The organism is Rhizobium cerradonense, from assembly GCF_030182455.1.
Classification (GTDB): Bacteria; Pseudomonadota; Alphaproteobacteria; order Rhizobiales; family Rhizobiaceae; genus Rhizobium.
Genome location: NZ_JAQJCK010000007.1, coordinates 375704 through 388241, shown reverse-complemented (window position 1 = coordinate 388241; position 12538 = coordinate 375704). Strand labels below are relative to the sequence as shown.

The window sequence follows — 12538 nt, the reverse complement described above, 5'->3', positions numbered from 1 at the left end:
TCCTCGGAATGTTGCGCCTCTTATGGAACAAGCGGGGGAAAGGATCAACCGATCGATCGCGGCCGATAGCCGCCTTCGCGCCCCTGGTTTTGCCTTGAGGGAAGCCCCAAATATAGAGCGAGCCGCGGGAAAAGATGCTGGGTCGCCAAGACCAGCAACAGGAGTCTGCCATGACTGTTTTCGGCAAGATCGCGTTCGGCTGCGCCGTCAGCCTCGTTTTGTTGTCGCCACCGGATCTCGCCAATGCGGCCTCGAACAGCCCGAAGCTCGGCCTGCCTCCCCCAAGGGTCGGGCCCACTGTTTGCGACGCTCGCGGCTGTTTTGGTTTCGGCTCGCAGCAATGGTACCGCCCGCCCGGCTATCCCATTCCCTATACGCCGCCGAGCCTCGATAGGAGGTCGCGCTTTGACAATCCCCGCATCTACATCCAGCCGCGCAATCCTGTTCCGCCGAGAACCAACTTCCCGGCGCCGGTCAACAATCGCACACGGCATCAGATATGGTGCTCCGAACATTATCGGACCTACAATCCCGGCACCAATCTCTACACCACCCTTCACCACGGCTTTCAGACCTGCCGCTCCCCCTATTATTGAGTGAGCGGGAGCGCCTCTGGCGCCGGTTTCAGCACAGAGCACATCCATTCGCCTTGTCTATATGAGGAAGCGAAAATAAATCGCTTGCTTTTCTCGCGACTTGGGCAGTCCCTAGAGTGTCGCCGCTTCCACAGGGTCGCGGGCGAAGCAAGGAGCCCAGAATGGCAAAGGGTCAACTGAGAAGTACCCGCGAAGCGCGGAAACCCAAGAAGGGCAAGATCGTCGCTGTAAAGCAGCAGCCTGGTTCTCAGGTCAGGCAGGCTGCCAGCACGATCAGCCTCGGCAGGAAAGATAAGTGACGGAGCGAAGACGCGCCGCAGGCCGCGCCTTCTCGATATGTCAGTCGGCGGAATATCGGCCGGCGCGCCGCGGAGGTGCGCCGGAGAATGGGGTAGTCAGCTCTCCAGCGATCCGCGGTCGGTATGGCCGAGATCGCGATCGGGATCGATGATATCGCGCACCCGCTGCTTCAGCTCCTTCGGACCGGGGAAGCCGCCGTCGCGCTTGCGCTCCCACAGCAGCTCGCCATCGATACGGATTTCGAAGTTGCCGCCCGTGCCGGGGATCAGCGCCACTTCGCCCACGCTGTCGCTGAAAGTTTGCAGCAGTTCCTGCGCCATCCAGCCGGCGCGCAGCAGCCAGTTGCATTGCGTACAATAGAGAATGGTGATCCGGGGCTTGTCGGTCATCGGCGGTTTCCTTGTTGTTTGCTGACATTTAGGCTCAACTTTAATCGGCCGCAAGTTGGCCTCTTGCGTCGTCGGCCCTCCCATGTTCATTTTGCCCGAATTGTATTCGGGGGTCATGGGAATGCGGGTCGCCATCGTCGAAAACATGAAAAACACGCCGCTCGGCGCCCTCGGCATCGCGCTGGAAGAAGCGGGAGCGGAGATCGAATGGTTCCGTGCGTGGGATGGCGAGCGGCTTCCGAGCGATGTAGCGGCGCATGATGCGCTGGTGGTGCTCGGCGGCGAGCAGAATGCCCGCGACGACGACACCCACCCCTATCTGCCGGAGCTCGCAAGGCTCATGCGTCGGTTCGAGGAGACCGACAAGGCCGTGCTCGGCATCTGCCTCGGCAGCCAGATTCTGGCCCGCGCCTACGAGGCGGAAAATCTTCTCGGTGCCGCCCATGAATTCGGCTGGAAAACAGTTGGCGTCACCGAGGAAGGCAAGGCCGATCCGCTGCTATCTGCTCTCGGCGATGATTTCACCATCTTCCAATGGCACTCCGACACGTTCTCGCTGCCGACAGGCGCCATTCGCCTCGCCACCAACGCGGTGACCGGGAACCAGGCCTTCCGCATCGGCCGCGCCGCCTACGGCACACAGTTCCATTTCGAGGCCAATACCGGCGTCGTCGAAGGCTGGCGGACGGAGTTCAAGGCGTCGATCGAGCGCAACGAACCCGGCTGGCTGGAGCGCTATGCCGAGATCGCCGCACAACATGCGCCGGCGGCTGAGATCGCGGGGCTGGCGATCGCGCGCGCCTGGGTGAGGACGATTGGCGCTGAGGTGGAGCTGCAGGCGGCGTCTTAGAGCGGTTCAATCGGCTAGCGCATCTATTGCGGCTCTCCATTGCCGGAGGCGATCTGTGCCGCCCCGCCTATAGCGTTGCGAAATGCGTCATCGAAGCTGACGCCGCGGATTCGCCAGTGATGGATTTTTCCATTTTCCATCATCGACCAATCGGCGACCCAGCCGAGATCCTTGTCGCTCCAGACAAGCGAACCCGCCAAGGCGACATCGCCGCCGATGGTCTTGGCCAAGGCATCGAGTTCTTGCTGTGCCGTCCCCGCCAAACCCGTTGTGGTGAGGCCCCGGCTGACCAGCATTGCCTTGTTGGGCACAATGATTGCCATGGCAAACGGTCTGGCGGCCGCTTCGAAAGCGTCGATCATGTAAGGGCTTTCGTCACCGTCGCGGGTCAGCGTGAAAGTGCGTTGCGCATCGCGTACGACCAAGAAAATCGCGAGTTTCGGGCGCGGTGACAGCCACGGCTTGTGCCCGAGCGTGGACAGCAATTGATCGATGGTATCGGGCATGTAGATGCAAGTGAGGTCCTGCGGCCGGTCGTGGGTGCCTTGCTCGTCATGGATCGGGATACCTTCCAGGCGATCGCGATAGCTGTAGGTCGCGACGAAGGAGCCGGCACGCTGCAGCATCGCTTGAAAGGCATTCTCCGTCGTCACACGCTGATCGCCGCTGACCCTGACAAGCACGCGACCCAGGCAATCCTTGAAGCCGAGTTCGCGATTGATGGCGCCAGTGCCGGTAACGATTGCCTGCGCTCGGTAAAGCCGGCTCTGATCATCGGCGCGAGCGACGGCTGCCTCGTTGATGACTGCGAGCGCGAAGGCGATGGCAATCGATCGTGATTTCAACATCGGGACATCTCCGAACGCTGCCATGGTGTCGCGAAAGCAAGCGGCAGGCAATGTCAGATTATGATGGCCGAGCGACGTTGACGATGGCTTTGACAACGGCGTCAAGGCCACTAGATTTCATGGAAACCGGAGGAGACGAGATCATGACCCAGCCAGAATTACCCTGGAAAGGTGGATGCCGTTGCGGGGAGGTGCGATTGAAGATCAGCGCCAAGCCACTCCTGACCATGGCCTGCCATTGCACCGGCTGTCAGCGCATGTCCTCCAGCGCCTATTCGTTGAGCGTCGCCATTCCGAGCGAAGGTTTCGAAGTCACCCAAGGCGAACCCGTTATCGGCGGCATGCACGACGAAAACCTGAAGCACTATTTCTGCCCCTACTGCATGACTTGGATGTTCACGCGCCTGGAAGGGTTCGACTGGTTCGTCAACCTGCGCCCGACCATGCTCGACGACCCCAGTTGGTTCACGCCTTTCGTCGAGACCTGGACCAGCGAGAAATTGCCCTGGGTGACGACACCGGCAAAGCACAGCTATCCGGCGCTGCCGGAGATGAACGAGTATGAGGGGCTCATCAAGGAGTATGGGGAGAGAATCAACACCTAAAATCTTAGCGTGACATATGTCTACGAATGAGCCCTGCACCCGACTTCGTGTCAATATAGCGAGCCGGACGCCGAAACTTAATGGCCGACGGCCAGGATGAAGGGACCAGCGGAATCTGGTGTAGGTGTATTAGCGCTCTCTGCGCTTCCTTTCGTTCTTCTGCTGTGTAAACCGCTCTATAACTGGTCAAGCCGTCTTGAGAACGTTGTGGATCTTCTATTGCATAGTGAATTTCATGCCATTTTGATGGGCGCTTGTCTTTTATCTCACAAAGCTCCGCTAATAATTCATCTCTTTCCTGCCAGGTAGAAAAGTATATATTCTTTTGCGCTTTAATTATTTGAAGCTGATTTAAAGCCTTAACATCAGAATCCTTTTTTAATCGCAAAGTATATTTAAGTTTGTCTGGTAGTGTATAGATACCGCCGTCGTAAAAAGAAATGGAATATATGGGATTTATTGGCAAAAATAATATGCAACCAGAATTATTTAAACCTGCGGCGCCAAGGTCTCCCGTGGATTTTGGAAACCTATTTGTGACGATGGCGGGGTCATCGCTTGTAATGAAATTGGTTCTTGTTTCATTTTTGATGATGACGAATTTTAGATCGTCGATGGAATGCTTGGTGCTATCAAAAAGCTCAAGAAGAATTGAAACTTCTTCAGCATCTTTCGGGCGACTGTCGCTATCAAACTCATAAATGAGATCAGCCATTTCCGAATGTGCAATCTGCATTCTTTTGGCCGCGTAGTCTGTTCGCAGATATTGGAGGTAGGTAAATTGACGAAGGAATTCGATTTCTTCTGATCTAAGAATTTCTTCTTTGACGATTGAAGCAGCAATACGCGAGTAATCACCCTCGATATTCTGAAGTGATTTCTCGATGACTAAATCCTTTCCATAGAAAAAGGACTTCTCACATTGATTTTTTATCGGCGCATTGCGAATCGATAATTCACGATTGATGTTGAGGAGGTTGATGCATCGCAAGCTTATCTCGGATGAAAAGTTCTTGAGATAACAACGAGGCACATAATGTTGAGATCGATGCTCGCTCATCCATATCCCGAAAAGCAAAGAATAATAAAATACACCTTATAGATGTATTTTATTATTGCAATACTTTAGGTTGATTTAATCGCACAGAGGGAGCAGGGCATCTAACCGCTTCAGATATCCCTCACTCATCCCCCATCTTCAGCGCTGCAATAAACGCTTCCTGCGGGATTTCGACCTTGCCGAACTGCCGCATGCGCTTCTTGCCTTCCTTCTGCTTGTCGAGCAGCTTGCGCTTGCGGGTGGCGTCGCCACCGTAGCACTTGGCGGTCACGTCCTTGCGCAGCGCCTTCACCGTCTCGCGGGCGATGATGCGCCCGCCGATCGCGGCCTGGATCGGGATCTGGAACATGTGCTGCGGGATCAGGTCCTTCAGCTTCTCGCACATGACGCGGCCGCGCTTTTCGGCGGCGGAGCGGTGCACGAGCATCGAGAGCGCATCCACCGGCTCGGCATTGACGAGGATCGACATCTTGACGAGATCGCTCTCGCGATAATCGGTCAGGCTGTAGTCGAAGGAGGCATAGCCCTTGGAGATCGACTTCAGGCGATCGTAGAAGTCGAAGACGACTTCGTTGAGCGGCAGATCGTAGGTGATCATGGCGCGGTTGCCGACATAGGTCAGCTCGGTCTGGATGCCGCGGCGGTCCTGACAGAGTTTCAGGATCGAGCCGAGATAATCGTCCGGCGTCAGGATCGTCGCCTTGATCCACGGCTCGCGGAATTCGGAAATCTTGACGACGTCGGGCATATCGGCCGGGTTGTGCAGCTCGATCTCGGTGCCGTCGGTCATGGTGAGCTGATAGACGACGGAAGGTGCCGTCGCGATCAGATCGAGATTGAATTCGCGCTCCAGGCGCTCCTGGATGATTTCCAGATGCAGCAGGCCGAGGAAGCCGCAGCGGAAGCCGAAGCCGAGAGCGGCAGAAGATTCCATTTCAAAGGAGAAGCTGGCGTCGTTGAGGCGCAGCTTGCCCATGGCCGAGCGCAGGTCCTCGAAATCGGCGGCATCGACGGGGAAGAGACCGCAGAACACGACAGGCTGCGCCGGCTTGAAGCCAGGCAGCGGCGCAGCGGTCGGGCGCTTGTCCTCGGTGATGGTATCGCCGACGCGGGTGTCGGCCACTTCCTTGATCGATGCGGTGATGAAGCCGATCTCGCCGGGGCCGAGGCTGTCGACGGCGACCATCTTCGGCGTCAGCACGCCGACGCGCTCGATCTGGTATTTCGCATCCGTGCCCATCATGCGGATGGTCTGGCCCTTGGTCAGCGTGCCGTCGATGATGCGCACGAGAACCATGACGCCGAGATAGGTATCGTACCAGCTATCGACCAGCAGCGCCTTCAGCGGCGCCTTTTCACCGCCCGCGCTCTTTGGCGCCGGCAGCTTATGGACGATGGCTTCCAGCACGTCGGGAATGCCGAGGCCGGTCTTGGCCGAGATCAGCACGGCGTCGGAGGCGTCAATGCCGATCACTTCCTCGATCTGTTCCTTGATGCGGTCCGGTTCGGCCGCCGGCAGGTCGATCTTGTTGAGCACGGTGACGAGCTCGTGATTGTTGTCGATCGCCTGATAGACGTTGGCGAGCGTCTGCGCTTCGACGCCTTGGCTGGCATCGACCACCAGCAGCGAGCCTTCGCAGGCCGACAGTGAGCGGGAGACTTCGTAGGCGAAGTCGACGTGTCCGGGCGTGTCGATCAGGTTGAGAATATAGGTCTCGCCGTTATTCGCCTTGTAGTGCAGGCGCACGGTCTGGGCCTTGATGGTGATGCCGCGCTCGCGCTCGATCTCCATATTGTCCAGCACCTGCTCCGACATCTCGCGTTCGGCGAGGCCGCCCGTCGTCTGGATCAGGCGGTCGGCCAGCGTCGATTTGCCGTGGTCGATATGGGCCACGATCGAGAAGTTGCGGATATGCGAAAGCGGAGTGGTGGAATTGGTGCTCATGCGCGCCATATAGCAGCGCCGCCCCGCGCCGCAAAGCGGAAAAGCGGGGTTTTGGCGGCTATATTCGCATGAAGGCAGGCTTTTCGGGCGCTCCATTTATCAAGATCATTATCGCGCTTGATTCCATTATGTGATCGTGTATTTCTCTTATATTGGAATTGCGAGGCGGATGGTGCGAGCAAATGATGGATGACGATCTGGAGCTGGCGATCGGGGCTCGCATCAAGCAGTTGCGCATTGCCCGCGGTTTGACGCTGGACGAGCTGGCGAATGCCTCCGCCGTCAGCCGCGCCATGATTTCGCGCATCGAGCGGGCCGAGGCGAGCCCGACGGCATCCTTGTTGTCGAGGCTCTGCGCAGCCCTCGGCCTGTCGCTCTCGGCCTTCTTCGCCGCGGACGATAAGGATGTGTCGCCATTGGCCCGCCGCGACCAGCAAGCGGTCTGGCGAGATCCGGAAACCGGCTATGTCAGACGCGCCGTCTCGCCACCGGGGACGGAATCGAAGGTGGATGTTGTTGAAGTCGTCTTCCCTGCCGGCGCACGCGTCAGCTTTCCTCCGAATGCCGCGAGCCTTGCCATGACACAACATGTCTGGCTGTTCGAAGGCGAGATGGAGGTGACCCATCGTGATGTCACGCATCGCCTGATGCCCGGAGATTGCCTCTTCATGGGCGTCGGCGACGGTCATGCCTTTCATAATCCCGGCGAGGATCCGGCGCGCTATTGCGTCATCCTCGATCGCGGCCGCTCATAATCGTCAAGGACCTTTTTCATGCCCGATATTCGTCTTCTTTCCGCCGCCGAAGCCCGCGCCGTCGCTCCTGACCTCTGCGACGTGCTCGCCGATTGCGTCAACGGTGGCGCCTCGGTCGGCTTCATGCAGCCGTATAAGCCAGCCGACGCCATGCCCTATTGGCAAGGCGTCGCCGACAGCGTCGAGAGCGGCGCGACCCTGCTTCTTGTTGCCGTGATCGAGGGCAAAGTCGTCGGAACCGTGCAGGTGGGCGCGGCGCAAATGCCAAACCAGCCGCATCGCGGCGATCTCAAGAAATTGCTGGTGCATCGCTCTGCGCGTGGCAAGGGGCTGGCGCGGCTGCTGATGGCGGCGGCTGAGCGTGAAGCGGCCAAGCGCGGCAAGACCCTGCTGGTGCTTGATACCGCAACCGGCAGCGAAGCCGAAGCCATCTATCCCCGCCTCGGCTGGCAGCGGGTCGGGGTCATCCCCGATTACGCCATGTGGCCGGAAGGTGGGCTCTGCGATACGACGCTGTTCTATAAGCGGATCGCCGCTTGAACCGGGTCGGCATAGTCACTGTGAAAATGCGGCAAGCGCGTCATTCAGCGTCGCGGTCGGCGTCCAGTGCATCGCCTTCCAGCCGAATTGCCGCGCGGCCTCTATGTTGGCGGGATAATCGTCGATGAAGGCGATCTCATGGGCTTCGATACCGACGCGCTCGGTGGCCAGCCGGAAGAATTCAGGCGCGGGCTTCTGGTAGCCGAGCATGGCGGAATAGAAGATGCCGTCGAAATAGGAGGATAGGTCAAGCTTTTCCATCAGATAGGCGGCGCGGCGATGCTCCTGGTTGGTCGCCAGGTACATCGGGATGCCCTTGGCCCGCAGCGCCGCGAGGTCGCCAAGCAAGGCTTGGTCGAGGCGGGAGTCGTTCTCGAACCAGTAGTCGATCAGCGTTGAGGCGCTCAGCCCCGGCGCGATCCTCTCCAGAACGCGGGTGAGCCGGGGTTCCAGATTGTCGCGGCCGGTAACGACGTCTCCCCAATGGTCTTTCCTGAAGAATTCTTCCTGAAGCACCTCACGCTTGATACCGAGATCGCGTTCCAGATAGGTGCAGTAGTGCAGGCCATCGCCGGGTCGCCCATGCACCAGCACACCGTCGACATCGACCATCAGAACTTTCATGCGGCGCGAATCTCCCAGTGGAATGAAAGGCATGGGGAAGGTGGCGTTGTTTCTGCCGGCGATCAAGAGCGCATGCGGCTCTTTTTTCCGTCCTGCAATCCGTGTAAGCCTCTGCATTCCCCAGGGAATTTAGCCGGCGTCAGGAGGCTGCCATGCGCGTCATCTATTCGGAAGATCACAAGCTGAGGGACGCCAAGACAGAACTGCATGATGGGCAGCTTGTGACGCCTTTCGAAGCGCCGTTCCGTGCCGAATGGATATTGGCCGCCGTGAAGGAGGCCGGTTTTGCGGACATCGTCGCGCCGGAAGCGCATGGGTTGGAGACGGCGCGCAAGGTTCACGATCCGGCCTATCTCGATTTTCTGGGCGTGGTCTGGGAGCGCTGGGTTGCGGCCGGTTACAAGGGTGAGGCGATCGCCAATTCTTTTCCCGTGCGGCGCACCAGCCAGCGCGTGCCGGAAAACATTGTCGGCATGATCGGCCATTATGCCAACGCCGCCGACACCTCGATCACCAAGGGCTCCTATGAAGCGGCGCTCGCATCGATGCGCTGCGCATTGACGGGTGCCGATTGGCTCCATGCCGGCAATCGCTATGCCTTCGCCCTCTGCCGCCCGCCCGGCCACCACGCCGGATACGATCTCTTCGGGGGTTATTGCTTCATCAACAATGCCGCCGTCGCCGCGCAGCGGCTGCGCGACCACGGCACGAAGAAAGTGGCCGTGCTCGATGTCGATTTCCATCATGGCAACGGCACGCAGGATATCTTCTATCGGCGCGGCGATGTCTTCACCGCTTCGCTGCATGGTGATCCCATCCATGCCTTCCCCTATTTCTTGGGTCATGTCGACGAGAAGGGCGAAGGCGAAGGGTTGGGGGCGAACCGCAATTATCCGATGCCGCGCGGCACGTCCTGGGAAGAATGGTCGGCGGCACTTGCCGAGGCTCTCGCCCGCATCAAGAATTTCGGCGCGGAGGCGATCGTGCTCTCGCTCGGCGTCGATACGTTCGAGCGCGATCCCATCTCCTTTTTCAAGCTGACGTCGCAGGATTTCATTCGCATGGGCGAGCGCGTTGCCGGCGCCGGCCTGCCGGTTCTCGTCTGCATGGAGGGCGGTTATGGCGTGCCCGAGATCGGCCTGAACGTCGCCAACGTCCTCATGGGCCTCGAAGCCTGAGACGGGCCTGGATCAACGCGCGTGATCGCAGGATGAAAAGTTTGAATTTGTCAGTCCAGGGCCAGATCTCTAAAAAACCCGCATAAGAGGAGAGGTCATGGACCAGCAGCTTATCGAAAGTGGCACGGATGGCGGCGCGGCGCTGATGCCGCATCCGGATGTTGCGCCATCCTCCGGCGGCATTGCCGCCGGCGTGCTGATGTGCGTCCTGTCCATGTGCAGCATCCAATTCGGCTCGGCATTGTCGTCTCCGATCATCAATACCTATGGACCCGTCGGCGCGACGTGGCTGCGGCTCGTCTTCGCGTCTGCCGCACTGGCGATCATCGTCCGTCCGAAGATCATGAGCTACAGCCGCTCGCAATGGATCAGCGTGCTGGCACTTGGTTCCGTATCGGCGTTGATGACGGCTTCCTTCTTCTCGGCGATTGCGCACATTCCGCTGGGTCTTGCGGTCGCGATAGACTTCCTCGGACCTCTGCTTGTCGCGACCCTCGGCTTCGGGTTGAGCCGTCAGCTTCTCTGGCCCGTCTTCGCCGGCGTCGGCGTTCTGCTATTGGCCTATGACGGTGAGGAATGGGTGGGCAATCTGCCGGGCATCCTTTTTGCCTGCGGCGCGGGCGTGGGCTGGGCCTGCTATATCCTGTTGACGAAGAAGGTCGGCAACGCCTTCCAGGGTCTCGAAGGGCTTTCCATGTCGCTGCTGGTCGCGGCGGTCGTTTCAACACCTTTCGGCTTTGCCTCCGCCGCCCCGCATCTGACAGCCTCTGGCCTCCTCGAAATCGCCGGCCTGGCACTGCTCGTTCCGCTGCTCCCCTATGTGCTGGAAATGGTCGCGCTGCGGCGCATGCCGACCTCGTCCTTCGGCATCCTCATGAGCCTGGAACCCGCCATTGCTGCCGTTGCCGGCTTTATTATCCTGTCGCAGCCGATGACGCCGTCGCAGATGTTCGGCACGGCCCTCGTCGTCGCCGCCAGCATCGGCGCAACGATTTTCGCCACGAAGGGCTGAGCTTAGACAGTCTTCCTCGCCGGATCGTCCAATGCCGGATTATAGAAGAGTGAGAGCGTCAGGCTCTTGGCGATGCGCTCGGCTGTCGCCATGAACCAGGCCCTAGCTTCATCCGAGGGCGCGATATCCGCAAGCGTTTCCGAAAAAAGCGCCAGCCATTCTGGAAAAAGGTCCGGCGCGATGCCTTCGACGCCGAGATGAGCCTGCACCGGCTTGCCGCCATAGGCGCCGTTTTTGAACGCAACCGACGACCAGAAGCGTTTCATCTTCTCCATATGGTCCGGCCACCGACCGGCAAGACGACCGTCAAAAACCGGACCGAGCCGGGGATGCGCCTGAATGCGTCCGTAGAAAGTATCGACAAGCCGGTCGATGAAGGCTGCATCGATGCCGATGCGCGTCATCTCGGCTTCGGCCTTCTCGCGGATGCCGGCCAGGTGAGCGGCGCGACCCTGTATGTCAATGTTCATGTCATGCTCCTGCCGCCGCTCAGCATTTTGCGCAATACGGCGTTTGTCGGCCCTCTATCTATGCATTTTCATGGCGCAACCAAGATGTCATGCCGCCGTTGCGGCAATCTGTCAAAGTCATGGGGTAGTTGGCTCGGCATAGTCTGTTAGCCCTTGACCCCAGTGATCGTCCACTTTAGTTTTAGAATAATTCTAAAGATGGAGATTTTTATGTTGCTCGGGTTTTTCCGCTCGCCAAAACGTTCCTTTGCCTCTTTGTCCGAACAGGAAATTCTCGCCATTGCCATCGCCTCGGAAGAGGACGATGCCCGCATTTATCTCGCCTATGCCGATATTCTAAGAGACAACTATCCCGATTCCGCCAAGGTGTTCGAGGACATGGCCGAAGTCGAGGATACCCACCGCAAGACGCTGATCGACATGCACCGCAAGCGTTTCGGCGAGCGTATCCCGCTGATCCGGCGCGAACATGTCAACGGTTTCTATGAACGCAAGCCGGACTGGCTACGCAAGAACCTGTCGCTCGAAGCCATCCGTGCAGAAGCCGAGGGCATGGAACAGCAGGCCTATAATTTTTATGTCGAGGCGGGCAAGCGGGTTTCCGACGCCTCGACGCGCCAGCTCCTCGGCGATCTGGCGCTGGCGGAACAAGGGCATGAAGACATTGCCCGCATGCTTGGCGACAAGCACACGCCGGAATCGGTGAAGGAAGAAGAGGATGCGGATGCCCGCCGCAAGTTCGTGCTCACCTATGTGCAGCCGGGCCTTGCCGGCCTGATGGACGGCTCGGTCTCGACGCTTGCGCCGATCTTCGCCGCCGCCTTCGCGACGCAGCAGACATGGCAGACCTTCCTCGTCGGCCTGTCGGCTTCCGTCGGCGCCGGCATATCCATGGGCTTCACTGAAGCCGCCCATGACGACGGCAAGATTTCCGGCCGCGGCTCGCCGATCAAGCGCGGTTTTGCCTGCGGCATCATGACGGCACTCGGCGGATTGGGCCATGCGCTTCCCTATCTTATTCCCAATTTTTGGACCGCCACGATTACTGCGGCCATCGTTGTCTTCTTCGAGCTGTGGGCGATCGCCTTTATTCAGAACAAATATATGGAGACACCGTTTCTCCGCGCCGCCTTCCAGGTCGTTGTTGGTGGCTCCCTGGTGCTTGCAGCGGGCATACTGATTGGAAATGGGTGAGACGCGATCGGCGAAGCCGACGAAACGATCCAGTGAATCGTTTCGCGCGTCGAACGCCCTGAGCCCAAGCGAAGGGCCGGCGGGCACGGCATAGGCGATGTCTTGTCTTGTTCTGTAGGACGAAGATCAGACCGTTCTAAGGATTTTTGGAAAAACAAAAGGCCGGCAGATG

The 12538-nt window shown here is 59.0% G+C and carries 15 protein-coding genes; 9 read left to right on the top strand and 6 right to left on the bottom strand.

The window, feature by feature from the left end; genetic code table 11:
- The first annotated feature begins 170 nt into the window (after positions 1-170).
- Both PH547_RS18660 and PH547_RS18655 read left to right on the top strand, forming a co-directional pair.
- Positions 171-596 (top strand): hypothetical protein, encoded by a 426-nt coding sequence (locus PH547_RS18660; RefSeq protein WP_285169045.1) that lies wholly within the window; start codon positions 171-173, stop codon positions 594-596.
- 161 nt (positions 597-757) lie between these two features.
- The gene (locus PH547_RS18655) at positions 758-895 is read left to right on the top strand and encodes a hypothetical protein (RefSeq protein ID WP_199773510.1); all 138 of its coding nucleotides are present in this window, start codon (positions 758-760) and stop codon (positions 893-895) included.
- Between the two features lie 96 nt (positions 896-991).
- On the opposite strand, the gene PH547_RS18650 is transcribed toward PH547_RS18655, so the two are convergent.
- Positions 992-1285 (bottom strand): Rdx family protein, encoded by a 294-nt coding sequence (locus tag PH547_RS18650; RefSeq protein ID WP_028750867.1) that lies wholly within the window; start codon positions 1283-1285, stop codon positions 992-994.
- A 121-nt stretch (positions 1286-1406) separates the two neighbouring features.
- On the opposite strand from PH547_RS18650, the gene PH547_RS18645 reads away from it, so the two are divergent.
- Complete coding sequence (locus tag PH547_RS18645; protein ID WP_285169044.1) at positions 1407-2135, top strand: type 1 glutamine amidotransferase; 729 nt, start codon at positions 1407-1409, stop codon at positions 2133-2135.
- A 23-nt stretch (positions 2136-2158) separates the two neighbouring features.
- Here the strand turns inward: PH547_RS18645 and PH547_RS18640 are convergent, their stop codons facing one another.
- Complete coding sequence (locus PH547_RS18640; protein WP_285169043.1) at positions 2159-2983, bottom strand: DUF2066 domain-containing protein; 825 nt, start codon at positions 2981-2983, stop codon at positions 2159-2161.
- A 143-nt stretch (positions 2984-3126) separates the two neighbouring features.
- Here PH547_RS18640 and PH547_RS18635 point away from each other — a divergent pair, with 143 nt between their 5' ends.
- Complete coding sequence (locus tag PH547_RS18635) at positions 3127-3588, top strand: GFA family protein (RefSeq protein WP_285169042.1); 462 nt, start codon at positions 3127-3129, stop codon at positions 3586-3588.
- 4 nt (positions 3589-3592) lie between these two features.
- Here PH547_RS18635 and PH547_RS18630 read toward each other — a convergent pair whose 3' ends face one another.
- Both PH547_RS18630 and lepA read right to left on the bottom strand, forming a co-directional pair.
- The gene (locus tag PH547_RS18630) at positions 3593-4648 is read right to left on the bottom strand and encodes a DUF4238 domain-containing protein (RefSeq protein WP_285169041.1); all 1056 of its coding nucleotides are present in this window, start codon (positions 4646-4648) and stop codon (positions 3593-3595) included.
- Between the two features lie 121 nt (positions 4649-4769).
- On the bottom strand, positions 4770-6602 hold the full coding sequence (gene lepA, locus PH547_RS18625) for a translation elongation factor 4 (protein WP_104824951.1): 1833 nt from the start codon (positions 6600-6602) through the stop codon (positions 4770-4772).
- 176 nt (positions 6603-6778) lie between these two features.
- On the opposite strand from lepA, the gene PH547_RS18620 reads away from it, so the two are divergent.
- Together PH547_RS18620 and PH547_RS18615 are read left to right on the top strand one after the other, a co-directional pair.
- On the top strand, positions 6779-7348 hold the full coding sequence (locus PH547_RS18620; protein WP_285169040.1) for a helix-turn-helix domain-containing protein: 570 nt from the start codon (positions 6779-6781) through the stop codon (positions 7346-7348).
- Positions 7349-7366: 18 nt separating this feature from the next.
- Positions 7367-7888 (top strand): GNAT family N-acetyltransferase, encoded by a 522-nt coding sequence (locus PH547_RS18615; RefSeq protein ID WP_285169039.1) that lies wholly within the window; start codon positions 7367-7369, stop codon positions 7886-7888.
- 15 nt (positions 7889-7903) lie between these two features.
- On the opposite strand, the gene PH547_RS18610 is transcribed toward PH547_RS18615, so the two are convergent.
- The gene (locus PH547_RS18610; protein WP_285169038.1) at positions 7904-8512 is read right to left on the bottom strand and encodes an HAD family hydrolase; all 609 of its coding nucleotides are present in this window, start codon (positions 8510-8512) and stop codon (positions 7904-7906) included.
- Positions 8513-8664: 152 nt separating this feature from the next.
- On the opposite strand from PH547_RS18610, the gene PH547_RS18605 reads away from it, so the two are divergent.
- Both PH547_RS18605 and PH547_RS18600 read left to right on the top strand, forming a co-directional pair.
- Positions 8665-9690: a histone deacetylase family protein gene (locus PH547_RS18605; RefSeq protein ID WP_104821688.1), complete on the top strand. Its 1026-nt coding sequence runs from the start codon at positions 8665-8667 to the stop codon at positions 9688-9690.
- A 97-nt stretch (positions 9691-9787) separates the two neighbouring features.
- Positions 9788-10702, top strand: a complete 915-nt coding sequence (locus PH547_RS18600; protein WP_104821689.1) for an EamA family transporter — start codon at positions 9788-9790, stop codon at positions 10700-10702.
- Positions 10703-10704: 2 nt separating this feature from the next.
- Here the strand turns inward: PH547_RS18600 and PH547_RS18595 are convergent, their stop codons facing one another.
- Complete coding sequence (locus PH547_RS18595; RefSeq protein ID WP_104821690.1) at positions 10705-11172, bottom strand: group III truncated hemoglobin; 468 nt, start codon at positions 11170-11172, stop codon at positions 10705-10707.
- Between the two features lie 210 nt (positions 11173-11382).
- On the opposite strand from PH547_RS18595, the gene mbfA reads away from it, so the two are divergent.
- Complete coding sequence (gene mbfA, locus PH547_RS18590) at positions 11383-12366, top strand: iron exporter MbfA (protein WP_260303281.1); 984 nt, start codon at positions 11383-11385, stop codon at positions 12364-12366.
- The last annotated feature ends 172 nt before the right edge of the window (positions 12367-12538 follow it).

Coding starts and splice junctions, on each gene's coding strand:
- PH547_RS18660 (WP_285169045.1), top strand. CDS start 171: ATGACTGTTTTCGGCAAGATCGCGTTCGGCTGCGCCGTCAGCCTCGTT.
- PH547_RS18655 (WP_199773510.1), top strand. CDS start 758: ATGGCAAAGGGTCAACTGAGAAGTACCCGCGAAGCGCGGAAACCCAAG.
- PH547_RS18650 (WP_028750867.1), bottom strand. CDS start 1,285: ATGACCGACAAGCCCCGGATCACCATTCTCTATTGTACGCAATGCAAC.
- PH547_RS18645 (WP_285169044.1), top strand. CDS start 1,407: ATGCGGGTCGCCATCGTCGAAAACATGAAAAACACGCCGCTCGGCGCC.
- PH547_RS18640 (WP_285169043.1), bottom strand. CDS start 2,983: ATGTTGAAATCACGATCGATTGCCATCGCCTTCGCGCTCGCAGTCATC.
- PH547_RS18635 (WP_285169042.1), top strand. CDS start 3,127: ATGACCCAGCCAGAATTACCCTGGAAAGGTGGATGCCGTTGCGGGGAG.
- PH547_RS18630 (WP_285169041.1), bottom strand. CDS start 4,648: ATGAGCGAGCATCGATCTCAACATTATGTGCCTCGTTGTTATCTCAAG.
- lepA (WP_104824951.1), bottom strand. CDS start 6,602: ATGGCGCGCATGAGCACCAATTCCACCACTCCGCTTTCGCATATCCGC.
- PH547_RS18620 (WP_285169040.1), top strand. CDS start 6,779: ATGGATGACGATCTGGAGCTGGCGATCGGGGCTCGCATCAAGCAGTTG.
- PH547_RS18615 (WP_285169039.1), top strand. CDS start 7,367: ATGCCCGATATTCGTCTTCTTTCCGCCGCCGAAGCCCGCGCCGTCGCT.
- PH547_RS18610 (WP_285169038.1), bottom strand. CDS start 8,512: ATGAAAGTTCTGATGGTCGATGTCGACGGTGTGCTGGTGCATGGGCGA.
- PH547_RS18605 (WP_104821688.1), top strand. CDS start 8,665: ATGCGCGTCATCTATTCGGAAGATCACAAGCTGAGGGACGCCAAGACA.
- PH547_RS18600 (WP_104821689.1), top strand. CDS start 9,788: ATGGACCAGCAGCTTATCGAAAGTGGCACGGATGGCGGCGCGGCGCTG.
- PH547_RS18595 (WP_104821690.1), bottom strand. CDS start 11,172: ATGAACATTGACATACAGGGTCGCGCCGCTCACCTGGCCGGCATCCGC.
- mbfA (WP_260303281.1), top strand. CDS start 11,383: ATGTTGCTCGGGTTTTTCCGCTCGCCAAAACGTTCCTTTGCCTCTTTG.